The organism is Roseibium sp. SCP14 (genome assembly GCF_040329475.1).
Taxonomy (GTDB): Bacteria; Pseudomonadota; Alphaproteobacteria; order Rhizobiales; family Stappiaceae; genus Roseibium.
Window position 1 is genome coordinate 99968 of the sequence record NZ_JBDZYH010000010.1, and the last position, 14720, is coordinate 114687.

At 57.5% G+C, this 14720-nt stretch carries 11 protein-coding genes; all 11 read right to left on the minus strand.

Features of this window, described 5'->3' with window-relative positions; all coding sequences use genetic code 11:
• Positions 1-211: 211 nt before the first annotated feature.
• The 11 genes from ABLQ08_RS28055 to kduI all read right to left on the minus strand — a co-directional run bounded on the left by ABLQ08_RS28055 (position 212) and on the right by kduI (position 14582).
• Positions 212-1558: a glycoside hydrolase family 28 protein gene (locus ABLQ08_RS28055; protein ID WP_352949474.1), complete on the minus strand. Its 1347-nt coding sequence runs from the start codon at positions 1556-1558 to the stop codon at positions 212-214.
• Positions 1548-2639 (minus strand): glycoside hydrolase family 88/105 protein, encoded by a 1092-nt coding sequence (locus ABLQ08_RS28060; RefSeq protein ID WP_352949476.1) that lies wholly within the window; start codon positions 2637-2639, stop codon positions 1548-1550. The genes ABLQ08_RS28055 and ABLQ08_RS28060 overlap by 11 nt, the downstream gene beginning before the upstream one ends.
• A complete protein-coding gene (locus ABLQ08_RS28065; protein WP_352949478.1) occupies positions 2632-5139 on the minus strand; it encodes a hypothetical protein in 2508 nt (835 codons plus the stop codon). Before ABLQ08_RS28065 ends, ABLQ08_RS28060 begins: the two co-directional genes overlap by 8 nt.
• Positions 5140-5176: 37 nt before the next feature.
• Entirely contained in the window at positions 5177-6412 is a 1236-nt protein-coding gene (locus ABLQ08_RS28070; RefSeq protein ID WP_352949480.1) for an HAD family hydrolase, read from the minus strand.
• Positions 6409-7443, minus strand: a complete 1035-nt coding sequence (locus tag ABLQ08_RS28075) for an ABC transporter ATP-binding protein (RefSeq protein ID WP_352949482.1) — start codon at positions 7441-7443, stop codon at positions 6409-6411. Before ABLQ08_RS28075 ends, ABLQ08_RS28070 begins: the two co-directional genes overlap by 4 nt.
• Positions 7440-8456 (minus strand): ABC transporter ATP-binding protein, encoded by a 1017-nt coding sequence (locus ABLQ08_RS28080; protein WP_352949484.1) that lies wholly within the window; start codon positions 8454-8456, stop codon positions 7440-7442. Before ABLQ08_RS28080 ends, ABLQ08_RS28075 begins: the two co-directional genes overlap by 4 nt.
• An 11-nt stretch (positions 8457-8467) precedes the next feature.
• Entirely contained in the window at positions 8468-9607 is a 1140-nt protein-coding gene (locus ABLQ08_RS28085) for an ABC transporter permease (protein WP_352949486.1), read from the minus strand.
• Between the two features lie 8 nt (positions 9608-9615).
• Entirely contained in the window at positions 9616-10602 is a 987-nt protein-coding gene (locus ABLQ08_RS28090) for an ABC transporter permease (protein ID WP_352949488.1), read from the minus strand.
• A gap of 160 nt (positions 10603-10762) precedes the next feature.
• On the minus strand, positions 10763-12664 hold the full coding sequence (locus ABLQ08_RS28095; protein WP_352949490.1) for an ABC transporter substrate-binding protein: 1902 nt from the start codon (positions 12662-12664) through the stop codon (positions 10763-10765).
• A 314-nt stretch (positions 12665-12978) separates the two neighbouring features.
• Entirely contained in the window at positions 12979-13737 is a 759-nt protein-coding gene (gene kduD / locus ABLQ08_RS28100; RefSeq protein WP_352949492.1) for a 2-dehydro-3-deoxy-D-gluconate 5-dehydrogenase KduD, read from the minus strand.
• 2 nt (positions 13738-13739) lie between these two features.
• Positions 13740-14582: a 5-dehydro-4-deoxy-D-glucuronate isomerase gene (gene kduI, locus ABLQ08_RS28105; protein ID WP_352949494.1), complete on the minus strand. Its 843-nt coding sequence runs from the start codon at positions 14580-14582 to the stop codon at positions 13740-13742.
• Between the last annotated feature and the right edge of the window lie 138 nt (positions 14583-14720).

Genomic DNA, 14720 nt, shown 5'->3' on the forward strand with positions numbered 1-14720 from the left:
GGTTGAGCAGTCTCGATCTGCAGAAACGCCAAAAAAGTGTCGTATTCGGTAAGATCGATCATTCTCAGCGCGCTGATGGTTTCCGTCTTCGGGCTCGGGGGCCTTCCTATCTTGAATGACAACGGTTTTTCGGCATTCCTAAATGTCAGCCCCCTCGAATCCTGCATATCTCTGTCTGCCGAATGGCTGTCGCAAACGGACTTGCAAACGATCAGGTCGCTTCGCATGCCCGAACGATAGTCTGCGCTGACCAGGTTTCGGGCAGTGGGTCCGGGCGGGAAATCTGGACGCCGGAGCAGGAGACGACCGTGGCCTCTTCGATCCAGACACCTGGGAAACCGTATGGATAGGCCAAGAGGCCCTCGATACCTCCGTCGGGACGACGGACCCAGGCATTGCGGCGGCCTTCTTCCGGGCTGTCCAGGCCGTTGACATCCGCAGCCGTTGGCCGGAGGTCGAGATAAAGGGCTTCAGGACGTGAGCCTTCTTCAAGAGCGAGTTGGATATTGGCCAGAAGAACGTTTTCGATGGGCTGATCCGGACAGCCGACGATATTGATCGCCCCCTCGACGCGGCCTGTTATGCCTTCAGCTGCAATGTCGCGAACCTTCCCCGGAACCTCACCGGGGCGGCGGGGCAAGGCGTTGATCGTGACCGGTTCGCCCGAGCCCCAGAAGCCGTCCGGTGTCTGCTGACAATGAACGACGCAGTTCGAAAACCGGATCCGCTCTATAGTCCCGCCATCGCGCGAAAAGATGCCGAAGGCCCTGTTGGTGCGGGTGATGGTGCAGGAGGTGAAAACGACGTCCCGAATGTCCTGATAGGTTTCCGTGCCTATCTTCAGCGCGCAGGAGCGTGAAGACAGAATGCAGTTGCTGACGAGGATCCGCTCGGCCGGCGCGTTGAGACTGTCATCTTCCTTGCGGCAGGTTTTGACGCAGATTGCATCATCTGCGGCCTCGATTGTGGTGTTGCGGATCATGGCATCGGAACAGCTGTCGAGGTTGATCCCGTCCGTGTTGGGCATCGACATGTCGTTGAGAATGTTCAAACTGTCAATGCGGACATGCCGGCAGGCGACCAGATGCACGGTCCACATGGGAGCTTCGCGAAACGTGACCCCCGATAATGAAACGTTCGTGCAGTTCTCGAAAACGACCATGCGTGGCCGCTTCTGTTTCGGCCACAAGGTGCCTTCATAAAGGCCTGGGCGGGCACACCAGACAGAACCGCCTCCGTGAATGGTTCCGGAGCCGGAAATTGAGATCGTGTCTGCGTCTCTGGCCACAATAAACGCGCGATCGGAATCTTCGGCAATCACGGCAACCGTTCCGTCGGCAAAGTCGTCATAGTCCTGGCTGCAGGCCAGTTCGCAACCATTTGGCAGATGCAAATCGACACGTGATTTCAACCGGATGGCGCGCGAGACCCATCGACCCTGCGGAACGATGACCTGACCGCCTCCGGACGCATGTACGGTGTCGATGGCTGCCTGGAGCAGGTCGGTAATGTCGGAACCCACATCCGGGGCGGAAACGTAGGAAGAATTAAGCTGCATTGTGAATTGAGGTCTCGTGCGAAAGAAGCTCGATCAGAAGAAGGCTTGCCAAGGCCTGGCCGTAAGGCGTCGGGACGTTCGGAATGTTGCGGTAAAACTCGAAATCGTGACCCATCGGGGTTCCGTCCGATACTTCCCGGACCAAGCCGTCCTCGCCAATGCGCGCCATCACGGCTTGCGCTGCCTTGACGGCCACCGGGCGGATGCTTTCGGAGAGCTGGCCGGTTCGGATGCCGCAAAGCAGGCCGTAGGCAATGCCCGCCGTTGCCGAGGTTTCGGGCGGAGAATCCGGCTGGTCCAGAAGCGTCGGCCACATGCCTGTTTCCAGCTGGCAAGGGATGAGCGCTTCCACCTGCCGCTTGAACAGCATGCTCAGGTGCCGGGCAGCCGGACCATATCGCCTGCCGACAAGTTCGAAGAGCTCGGGAATGGCGATTGTAATCCAGGCATTGCCCCTGGCCCAGAAAGCCTTGGCGTAATTGTGGTGCCCTTCAAATGTCCAGCCGTGATACCAGAGGCCCGACTTCGGATCGCCCAGAAACCGGCCGTGAACGAGAAACTGGTAGTAAGCCTCTTCTATCCATTCCGGCCGCTCCAGCCAGTCGCCGGCAACACCGATAAACAAGGCTGCCATGAACAGCGTGTCGTCCCAAAGCTGGCCATCATTGTCACGTTCCTTGACCAGGTGCTGAAAGCCGCCTTCCTTGGTCTTCGGCATTTCATTGACCAGCCATTTCGCCCAGTCTTCGATGACGCTGCGCCAGGCCTCGTTGCCGGTTTCGCGCGCAAGCAGGGCCATGCAAAGCAATGGAGCGGTCGAATTGATCTGCCGCCTTGGCAGACCCTGTGCGATCTGCCGGTCGTACCAATCGGTCAGGGCATCTTTCATGCCGTGGTCGCCGGTCAGGCAGGCCTGCTTGTAAAACCCGTAGAGCCCGACCCCGACTTCCCAGTCCCATTCCTCATAGGCGATCGATTGTGCGGGAGCCTGGTCGATGACAACGCTGTCGATACCCTTGAGGGTACGAAATCCGAGTGCGGTTCGCTCAAGTGCGTACAGAACATCAGTCTTTTCAAACATGGGCGACCTCCAGTGCCTGGGGCAAAGCGGCCAGCCGCTGGTGCCGGATATCGGGTTCGGGCGTGAGATTGCTGAATTCCTGTTGCTGGCCGGAAACGCGGAACTCGCCGGTCCAGTGGAGGCTTAGCGGGTCTTGGTCAGGAATGGACACGTCCAGCGTCAACCGATCAGGATCGAAACAGATGTCGCTCTTTCCAAGCCTGGTACAAAACGCGTCGAAGCTTTCGGTTTGCGCAGATCCGATCACGGACACCCAGGCGTTTCGCCACCCAGGACTGCGGTACTCAAGACCCGCAAAACAGCCCGTTTCAAGTCGTGTCATCCCGTTTACCGCATGGAAGGCGGCAAGACCCGACCCGTTGCGCACAAACAGCCAGTTTCCATCCTGGAGGATCTCGTCGCATGCGGGCGCGGGGACGAAAAGATGAGTGAAGCTTGAAAACTTTTCCTCTTCTGGAGTGTCGAACATCAAAAGACCGACGGCGCCATGCTGTTCGGCTCGCGGGAGCACACCGTGACCGGACCAATAGGACGGACGGCCATTGCCCCAGACGCGCTCTTCTCCCGGATGGTTGATCCAGAAGCGGGCGTAAGGGTTGCCGGACAGCTTTACGTCCTGAACGTGTTGCTGGTGACCGGGTTGGCCGCTCTTGTGATCCACGACGGTGGAAAGTTGCGCGTCCCGGGTCTTGAACAGCTTCAGTTTGCCGGCGTGGCCATGACCCTGTGTATAGCAGGCGCTGATTGCCTGTCCGGCCGGGATAACGGCAAGGCCTGCGTTCCGATCAGAAGGTTCAAAGCCTGACAGTGCAACAAGGGTTGTCGCATATCCGCCGGCTGTCAGATATCCCCGACCCCAGGCGCAATAGCTGAGCGTCGCGAGTTCGCACGCCGGGCCTGCGAAGTTGTCCTTGTCGTAGACGCGCCCCATGGTCCCTGCCGGCTGTCCATCAAGCGTGTGCAGGGCCATCATCTCGAAAATACGGTTCATGACGGTTTGCGCGCGCTCGCGAATATCTTCGTCTGGCGCAAGAGCGAACAGGGTCGCAAGGCCGATAAAGTCGATGGGGTAATAGGGAATGGAATTCCATTCTGCCAGACCATCCCGCTCCACGGCGTCAAACCATTTCAGCAGGCGCCGGTGGCCAAGTTGCCGTTGTTCGAGGCCAGCGCGGCCAGAAGCGATAAAGGTTTCTCGTGGGAACAGAAAACCGGCCAGGTATTGCGATGCGTGGAAACACAGGGTGTGGTTTTCGCTCCAGAACCACATGGCATCGTTGCCGGGTTCATCGATCCAGTAACGGTATCCGAGAAAGGTCGACTTCAAACGATCCCAAAGCCGGGGCTCTCCGATCTTGTAGGCGTGATCGCGCCAGATCCAGAGAAGCGGCAGAAAGGCGAAATCAGAACAATCTTCGCGGTTTGAAACCTTTGTCAGGTATCGCTCTATCAAGGCGAAGGCATCTGCTTGCTCCAGGCCGGTATGGAGCTTGGCCAACGCATGAGAAATATGGCTGTTGCCGTCTTGAGCGGCGGCCAACAGCAGCTCCTGGCATCGGTCCCGGTAGGTTCTGCCTGCGCCCTTTTTCAGGCCTTGCAGGGACACGACGCCAACTTCCCGAGTGAAGGCCATGCCCTGATAGTGAAGGGTGGTCCTGATGCGGTTGCTGCCTGAAGACAACGCTGTGACGGGTGGTCCTTCGAGAACCTTCTGTCCGGACCTAAGGAGAGCTTTGCGGCTTGAATTCTCCGAAAGTCCATTGAACAGGCCCTGCACCGCGATATCGAATTCAAGGTCCTCCTCGAACGATGAGGAAAAGATCAGGCTCACATGGCCATTGTCATAGTAGAGCTTGTCAGGTTGAACCGAAGACAGCAGTTTTTCGGCAGCCCCGAGGCTTTCCGCATCATAGACGCTCGACAATCCCACGTGCAGTTCAGGCTCTCCGCGATAGATCAATTCGAAAAAGAACTGCGTGTCGCGCTCCGCCAGATCCTCGGCATGCACGACAATGGAGTTTTCACCCGCTTCAAGCGGCAGCCAGACTTCGTCGGTTGCCGGCGCATTGCGCGTCATCGGCTCAAACTGATGGGCCTGCATTCCGTTGACCCAGATGCGAATGCCGCCGCAGGTCGTCAGCGTGAATAGGTAATATCCCTTCCGCTCAACCCTTATCCGGCATTGCAGTTCTCGTTGCAGATGGGTCGGGCGGTGCCAGAAACCACTGAAATCAATCTTGGTCTGATCGCTGAAGAAGAGCGTTTCATCGATCTCGTCAAGTTCAGGACAAGGGAGCTTCCGTCCCTTCATCGTGTTCAGGAAGGCCGTGCGGCAGGGCAGGTCTCCAACATCGGTAAAACCGTTGATATAGACGTAATTCACCCTGTCGGTCATCGTCGCCGCCTCTCCGGCAAACAATGTTTCCTTCAAGGGGCCCACATCCCAGAAGGTCAGTGCCTGATGCTGGGCGACACGGATCGGAAACTTCGTAACTTGCAAAAAACTGCTCCATCGAATGGGGCGGTCGCCAGTAGGGTCAGACCAGTGAAAGTTCAATTTTTTCAATTGCCGGAACGAGATCTTTTAGCGAGTAGATCGTGACATCAGGCTCTTCGCTTTCATCGATCGGAATAACCGGGCGTCGATCCGACCATTTGAAGAAAACGCTGATATGTCCTGCAGAATTCGCACCCTTGATATCGCGCTCGAGATTGTTGCCGACCATGACGATCCGGCCGGAGTCGGCGCTTTCCAGGCATAGCGAGTTCATTGCGGTGGCAAACATACGGGCATCCGGTTTCAGGACGCCCACGTCGCCTGAAATCGTGTGGCTCTCGAAATGGTCCCACAGTCTGTGCTGTCCAAGAAGGTTCTCGAAAGTGGCGCGCGGACCGTCGGCGACGAGGGCGAGCCGGTATCCGTCCTTGCGCAGATTATCCATCATCTCGCGGGCGTAAGGCAGAAGTTCAGCCCGCACAGCAACGTCGGTGCCCGGTTCCTTTTCCTCGGTTCCTTCATCGACAAGCGTATCGCCGCAATCCAGAAAGATTGCTTTCAGATGGGGCAGGTTCTGTTTCAGATCGTCGATCAGGTAGTTAACCCGCTCCGGTATCCAGCGCTCCACCGATGGCCACGGCAGGAGATCGCCTTCTCTGCAATCCCAACGTTGCGTTTCACCAAAGGCGGGTTGGAAGGCAAAGCGGCGCATCTGCAGCCGCGCCAGTCGGTGTTCATAGGCTCCGATTTCGCCGAACCGGCCGGAGAAGGGGTTGCCAAGATGAACGCCGGTGTGACCCGCGCCCAGGTTGCATTCGTGCCGTGTTGCGCTTTCTCGCGACATCATCTGGTCGCGGCCGGGAAACAGTGCGTGCTTGCCGGGTTCAGCCCAAAGCGTTACCCGCCCGTTTTCAAGTGGAAGTCCGCCTTCACGGACCATTTCGATACGCCGACCGTGCTGGCTGGCTTCAACGTGTTCAACGCGGTCATTCGCATCAACGTGAATCCAGACATGTTCCAGATCGTAGAGATGCTGAATGTCGTAATCCCAGAAGATCGCATATTCGATGACGCGGTGAGACTTCGGCACGATCTCGAATTTGCTTGATGGCGACCTGGACGGTTCGTCAAAAATCGAAAAGCCGATGGCCGTCGGCCGCCACGGTTCGTGCCGGTCCAGTCTCAGAACGGGGGCGTGGACGCGGGCGGTGAGCATCCCGTTATCTTGCCCGGCAGTGCTGCGCAACGCGGCAATGGTGCCTGGTGTCATCGTCATGCCGTCGTTCCTTTCAATTCCAGTTCATCCGCGTGATGGCAGCGGGCAAAACGTCCTTCTCCGACTTTTCTAAGCTCCGGTTGCTGCTCGGTACAAAGCGCGGTCGCATAAGGGCACCTGCCGGCAAACGCGCACCCCTTCGGCAGATTTGCCGGGTCCGCCACTTCCCCCTTTACGACGTTACGTTTCTTTTCCCTGGCACGGCGCGGGTCCGGGATTGGAATGGCGGACAACAGGGCTTCGGAATAGGGGTGGCGCGGCCGCTGGAAAAAGCTGTCCGTATCCGCGAGTTCCACCAGACGTCCCGCATACATCACCCCGATCCGGTCGCTAATATGTTCCACCATGGACAGGTCGTGGGTGATGAAGAGATAGGTCAGGTCCAGTTCGTCCTGGAGATCCTGCAACAGGTTGATCGTTTGAGCCGCGACGGACACGTCGAGTGCTGAAACGGATTCATCAGCGGCCACGAAGGTGGGATTGAGCGCGAGCGCGCGAGCGATGCCGATGCGCTGGCGCTGACCACCGGAAAACGCATGCGGATAACGGCTCATGGTCTCGGGACGCAATCCGACCTGCCGCAGCAGATAGGCCACCCGGTCCCGGATCTCGGCCTTGTTGGTGATGCCGTGATTGACCATCGGCTCACCGACGAGCTGTTCAAGCGTCATGCGCGGATTGAGCGAGGAATAAGGGTCCTGAAAGATCATCTGCATGTAACGGCGGAGTTCACGCAGCTCGTCGTCGCTCTTATGCGTGATGTCGTTCCAGTTGCCGTCCGGCCCCTTGAAACGAATGGTGCCACCTGTCGGCTCAAGAGCGCGCAGGATGGCGCGGGCTGTCGTAGACTTGCCTGATCCGCTTTCGCCCACGATGCCAAGGGTTTCACCCTGGCGGATATGGAACGTGACATCGTCCACCGCCTTGACGGCGCCCGTCTTTCCTCCGAGCCAGCCTTTGTGGATCGGAAAGTGCATTTGCAGGTTCTCGACGCTCACAAGAGCGTCGTCGGGAAGGTTATATGTGTTCATGCGACCGGTCCGGGCTGATCCTGATGCAGGTGGCAACGGGCCATCTGGGCGTTGTCGAAATGGGTGGGTTCCGGGGCTGAGATCTCGCACCGTCCGCTCAACGCTTCGGTACATCTTGTGTGGAAGACGCAACCCGAAGGCAGATTGAAGGGATCGGGAACCATGCCCTCAATCGTTTGCAGCCGGTGCTTTTTCTGGCCATCAAGTCTTGGAATCGACTTCAGGAGTGCCCGTGTGTAGGGGTGCTTGGGGGCATAGAAGATGTCGTCAACCGATGCGGTTTCGACATCGTTGCCCAGATACATGACTGTCACGCGATCTGCGATTTCCGCCACCACACCGAAATTGTGAGTGATGAACAGTACCGCCATGTTCATCTTGTCCTGCAAGGACATGATGAGGTCGAGGATCTGCGCTTCCGTTGTGACATCGAGAGCGGTTGTCGGCTCGTCTGCCAGAAGCAGGCTGGGATTGCAGGACAGCGCCATGGCAATCATCGCCCGTTGGCGCATCCCGCCGGAAAGCTGGTGCGGATATTTCTTCAGCATTTCCATCGGCTTCGGCATCTGGACGAGGTCCAGAAGCTCGGCAGCGCGGTCTACCTGGGCCTTCTTGGACAGATCCGTGTGCAGATTGAGCGTTGTCATGATCTGCTTGCCGATGGAATGAACCGGGCTGAGCGCGGTCATCGGTTCCTGAAAAATCATGCCGATGGAGCCACCGCGCAGGGCGCGCATGGTCGCGCTTTCCCGTTTTTCCTTCAAAATGTCGAGAACGGTACCATCGCCCTTTCGAAAACGAACCCGCCCACCCGTGACATCGGCCGCCCTTGGCAACAGGTTCATGATCGCGCGGGCCGTCAGGGACTTGCCCGAGCCGCTTTCTCCGACAACTCCCAGAACCTCTCCCGGCCTGACCGAAAATGAGACGCCATTGACGGCGTTGACGGTGCCGTCGCGCAAGTTGAAGGAAATCTTGAGGTCTTCGATTTCGAGAATGTTTTCAGTCTGCATGACCCGTCTCCTTATTTCTGATAGGGGTCAGCGGCGTCGCGAAGACCATCGCCGAGAAAGTTGAAGGCGAGGATCGTGACCACGATGGCAACGCCCGGGAAAAGCAGCCAGGGGGCCAGCGCGATTGATCGCAGGTTCTGAGCGTCCTGCAACAACACACCCCAGCTGATCACCGGTGGGCGCAGACCCAGGCCGAGGAAGCTCAGGGCAGTCTCCCCCAGGATCATTTCAGGGATCGCAAGTGTAATGGCGGCAATGACGTAAGACGTCATGGAAGGCAGCATGTGCCGTGTCACAATCCGCGTTTTGGAAGCCCCCGACAAACGGGCCGCCAGCACGAAATCCTGATGACGAATTGTCATGAAGTGCCCGCGCACCACCCGTGCAAGATTGGTCCAGCCGATGAGAGCGAGAATGACGGTGATCAGAAGATAAACGAGGATCGGATCCCAATTGACCGGCAAGGCAGCGGCAAGGCCAAGCCAAAGCGGAATGGTCGGGATCGAGCGCACGATTTCGGCCAGGCGCTGGATCACCGTGTCGATCGTGCCTCCGATCAGGCCCGCAAGGCTGCCCAGGGTAATGCCGATGATGAAACTGAAGAAGACACCTATGAGACCGACGGAAAGCGTCACCCGCGCGCCATAGACAAGTCTGGAGAACAGGTCACGACCAAGCTTGTCAGTGCCGAGCAAATAGATCCTGTTGCGCTTGCCTTCTACCCCGAACAGATGACGTTTTGCCTCGAAAAGTCCCCAGAACCTGTAAGGATCGCCTTCGACAAAGAAGCGAACGGGAAGAACCTTCGACGTGTCCTCCGTGAAGGTGAGACGTGCCGTTTCCGGATCGCGCTTGCGCTTCAGCCCGTAAACGAAAGGCCCAACGAATTCGCCGTCATGAAACAGGTGAATGCTCTGAGGTGGCGTGAACGGATTGAGACGGTTGTGCTTGAACGGATCGTAGGGCGCGATGAACTCGGCAAAGGCCGCCACCAGATAAAGCGCGATGATGATCGCCAGCGACCAGACGGCAAGCTTGTGCCTGCGAAAGCGCCACCACATCAGTTTGACGGGAGATGCGGTGTAAACCGTGTCGCCGGGTTCTGACTTTGTGACCGTGGTATCGGTCTGGGCCATGGTTTGTTCTGACATGGCAGGCCTCACGAATAACGAATGCGTGGGTCGGTCAGCACCAGAAGGATATCGGACAGCAACGTGCCGATGATCGTAAAGACGCTGAGAATGAGGATGAAGCCACCGGCAAGATACATGTCCTGGTTCTGCAGGGCTCGCAGCAAAAGGGGGCCGGTTGTCGGCAGGTTCAGGACGACAGCCGTGATGACGTCACCGGAAATGAGGGCAGGGAGCGCCCAGCCAACGGTGCTGATGAAAGGATTGAGTGCAACGCGCACCGGGTATCCCCAAACGACGCGACGCTCGCTCAGTCCTTGCGCATAGGCGGTTTCGACATAGGGCTTGCCGAGTTCTTCCAGCATGTTGGCGCGCATAATGCGCAGGAGACCGGCAGCACCACCGGTGGCCAGAACGACGACCGGTACCCACAAATGAGCAAGCATGTCCCAGAACTTGGCCATCGACCACGGAGCGGTCACGTATTCGGGTGAAAACAGTCCGCCAACATGGAAGTTGAAATAGACAAATCCCATCCACATCAGGATGAGTGCCAGCAGGAAGTCGGGGATGCCGCGGCCCAGAAAGCCAAGCACGGTGAAAAGGTAATCGAAGATCGAATACTGCCGGGTTGCGGAGTAAACGCCGATGGGGATCGCGATGGCCCAGGTCAGCAACAGCGACAATGTGGAAATCAGGAGAGTCAGTCCGAGGCGGCCCCAGATCAAGTCCGATACTGGCAGTTTCCAGTCCAGTGACAGGCCGAAGTCACCGTGAAGGACAATGCCGCCGATCCAGGAGAAAAACTGCTCGTAATAGGGCCGGTCGAGACCGAACTCCTTTCGGATCTGAGCCGCTGTCGCATCATCCACCGTTTCACCGGTCTGGATCAGCTCCGCAATGTAGGCAGTGACATAGTCGCCGGGGGGCAACTGGATAATGACAAAGGTCGCGACCGTGATCACGAGCAATGTGGGAATTGACCACAAGACCCGATTTATAATGTAGCCGACCATGATCTGGTTCCGTCGTTTTTTCGTTACGGAAGGCCATGCCTTCCGAAAGAGGCGAAGCGGAGGGAGGTGCGTTGTTCATCCTCCCGCCGCATCCGGCAATTAGCTGCAGGAGCGGGATGCCTTTGCAGACAGGCACCCCGCTCCTTTAGGGCTGACGAAGTCAGTCCTGGGAGAAGTAGAGCTGCTGCGGATAGGCGAGCCCGATGCCGCGCAGCGCATCATCATGAATGAATCCGGTCGGGAAGTTCTTCAGGTCGGTGTTGCGTACGTAGATTGCAGGCGGTTCACCCACCAGACCGATTTGCCAGCCGTTTTCCTTGTGAATGGAAACCATTTCCTGTGCGAACTTGTTGGCTTCTTCCAGGGAAGAGGCGCCCTGCGCAGCTTCCCATGCTTTCCACAAATCCCGGATCGGATGGTCTTCCGGCGGTTCGAAGCCGGTTTCTCCTCGACTGTCCCACCAATTGTAGTAGCCATGGGCAAACCCATAGCGGCCGAGGAACCTGGCCGGGTCCGCCGTGATCATCGATGCACGGTCAAAGGTATCCAGCACCATGTCATATTCGGAAGTCTCCACATGCTGGGTGAAGAGGGTGCGGTCAATGATACGAATGATCGCCTCAACGCCGACGTCTTCCCAGAAGGTCCGCACCAGTTCGAGCGTTTCCGATTGAGTGTCCCAGCGGGTTTCAACAACGATGCTCAGCCGTTCACCGTCAGGGCGCAGGCGGAAACCATCGCCGTCGCGCTTGTCCAGGCCAATTTCGTCCAGCAGCGCATTGGCGCGATCCGGATCGTATTGCGTCCAGCGCGTTTCGGCTTCTTCGTCGAAGAAGGGAGAGCCTGATACCGGGCTTGCCTGACGGGCCTCGCCCAGGCCGGAAAACGCGAGTTCATTGATGGTCTCGCGGTCGACCGCAATGTTCAGCGCTTCACGGAAACGCTTGTCTTCGTAGAGATCACGGAGCACATCGTCCTTGACGTTGAGATTGGGCATCAAGGTCCAGGTCAGTGCCTTGGTCCATGTGTCGAGCACATAGCCGCCCTTGTCCTCGTTTTCCTTGAAGAGCGTGAAGTCGGCGACGTTAAGGTGCCGGTTCTGCAGGTCGATCTCACCCTGGATCGCCATCAGGTTCAGGCTTTCCGGGTCCTGGAACAGGCGATGCTCGATCCGGTCGATATAGGGCAGCTGATTGCCTTCCGGGTCGACGCCATAATAGTAGGGGTTTCGTTCCATCACCACGATTTCCGCCGGGGGCGGCGTTACCACGCGCCAGGCCGTCAGAACGGGCATGTCCGGGTTGAACCACCAGGCCTGAATCTGTCCTTTGGAGTCCCACAGATCGGTCCAGCTCTTGGCACCGTGTTCCTCGATCGCAGCCTTCAGCTTCGCTTCTTCGGCATATTTGGGATGATAGTCCTTGAGGTAGTGAAACGGTTCGATGAAACCCGGCCGGTCAAGGCCTGGGCGTCCTGTGCTTTCCTTGGCCAGAATGGTCAGGAAGAGCGGGTACGGCTTGGCGAAACTTACCTTGAATGTGTAGTCGTCTTCAAAGCTGAGTTCCATCGGTTTGCCGTCCGATGTGTAAAGCGCCTTGATGCTCGGGGTCAGTTCCTCGTTGAGAAAGACGTCCTCGTACCAGAAGCGGATGTCGCGGGTGGTGACCGGCGCTCCGTCGGACCATTTCAGTCCCTTGCGGATCTTGAATGTGAACTCACGGGCATCGTCGCTGACCGAATAGTCGCCGACCCAGCCCGGAACGAGCGAGATTTGCTGCTCATCGTCCATGTAGCTTTCCACCACACGCTCTTCCATGAGCTTGGTCGGCCCCCACCGGTCGCTGGGCCCTTTGAAGGCGCGGCTCCAGGTGCCGCCATACTGTCCGATTTCACCGTAGACCGGGATCACGCGAGGATTTTCCGGCAACCGCTCATCAACGGATGGCAAGGTGCCTGCCTTCACCTGTTCGGCGAGCATCGGCGCTTCGGTATAGGCCAGGGCCGCACTCGCCATCAGCGAAGCAGTCAGGGCAGTTAATGATGTAAACGCGACTTTGCGCATGTTTTCCTCCATCTACGCTGCCCGTTTCCCATTCCTCCCGGGCAGCATTCCAGGCCTTCGTCGTTAAATTTTTTTCACGACTAAATTGATCTCGCAGATGCCTTCGCGCAGTGGTTTCGATCAATTTTGCAAGGTCTGTGCTTTGTTTTGCAGTTCGACAGTGACAAGCGAGGCAGTCGGAAACAAGCGACATCTATGAAAATATTTTCATTATTGCGGCTTGATCTTCATGTGTTCTTGTTGCGGCTCCCGCATAAGTAGTCTTCAGGTGTTTTTGCGGGTTGAGGTCAAGTTTTTCTACGCAAAATCAAAGATTAACGGGCGGACCAGCCGCCATCGACCGGGATCATAGTTCCGGTGATGTAACCTGAAGATTGTGAGGCCAGAAACAGCACGGCAGTGGCAAGGTCTTCCGGTTCGCCCCATCGTCCTGCCGGAATCCTTTCCAGAATTTGCCGACTTCGGTCGGGATCATTTCTGAGCGCTTCGGTATTGTCCGTTTCCATGTAACCGGGCGCAATGGCGTTGACCGTTATGCCGTGTGGCGCCAGTTCGTTGGCCATGGCACGGGTGATGCCGAGGATCCCGTGTTTGCTTGCTGTATATGACGCGACGCGAATGCCGCCCTGAAACGAGAGCAGGGAAGCCACATTGATGATGCGGCCCTTGATTTGTCTTTCGGCCATGGTGCGCGCTATCGTTCGGCTCATGCGAAAGGCAGCGGTCATGTTGATCTCGACCACCTCGTCCCAATCCTCGTCCGGAAAGGACATGAGGTCGTTGCGCCGAATGATGCCGGCGTTGTTGACCAGAATGTCAAGGCCGCCGGTTTCTTGCTGAACCGGGTACAGCAGCGTTTCAAAGTCCTGACGCGTAGTCAGGTCGCAAATGAGGGGGAGGAATTTCCGGCCCTTTTGCCGAATGGTATCACCGACGTCGTCAAGCTCGGTGGAGCCCAGCCCGACAATGTCTGCGCCTGCCTCTGCAAGCGTCAATGCGAGAGCGCGGCCAAGGCCGGTGCGTGCCCCGGTGACAAGCGCCCATTTGCCATTGAGATCGAACAAGTCACTCATGACTATCTCAACTCCGGCATCGGAACGAAATCCATATCCGCGAATGACTGGTTTTCACCGGCCATTGCCCAGATGAAACCGTAACGGCCAATACCGGCGCCGGAATGGATCGACCAGCTGGGTGAGATCACCGCTTCTTCATTGCGCACGATCAGGTGGCGGGTTTCATCCGGTTTTCCCATCAGGTGCACCACCGCGCTTTCCGGTGCCATGTCAAAATAGAAATAGGCTTCCATACGCCGGTCATGGGTATGGCACGGCATCGTGTTCCAGACACTGCCTTCCTCTAGACGTGTCAGGCCCATCAGCAGTTGGCACGTCGGCATCACGTCAGGGTGCACGTACTTGTAGATTACGCGTTTGTTGGAAGAGGAAGCTTCCCCCATGGGTTGGGGTGAAGCTTCTTCCAGCGTGACTTTTTTGTTCGGATAGGCCTGATGGGCCGGCGCGGAGCAGAAATAGAACTTGGCCGGGTTCGACGCGTCCTCGCTCGTAAACGAAATCTCCGCGGTGCCCATGCCGACATAAAGCCCCTCTTGATGCGCAATCTCAATTCGTTCGCCTGAAGCAACCACTTTCCCGGGCCCGCCGACATTGATCAGGCCAAGTTCCCGGCGCTGGAGAAAGGTTTCAGTGCCGGTGATTTGAGCGACGTCGGAGGGAAAAGTCAGAGGTTCGACGCCAGGGGCTATGCCGCCGAGGATCAAGCGATCGTCGTGACAATAAGTCATGGAAATCTGACCTGGCCTGAAGATGTCAGGCACGTGAAAATTATTTCGTAACTCTGCGGTGTTCATCCGCTCGGCATGGTCCGGTGCAATCGCATGGCGAACGTCAATCTGCATCCTGTCTCTCCCGATCGTATCTCCGACGCCACTCAAGCCGCCGCTTCGAGCCAGATATCGAAGGTTCGGATGAGGCGGGCCGGAATAAGAATTGAGAGAACGGTAGACCTATTTGGAAAAATTGGATGCTTGAATATA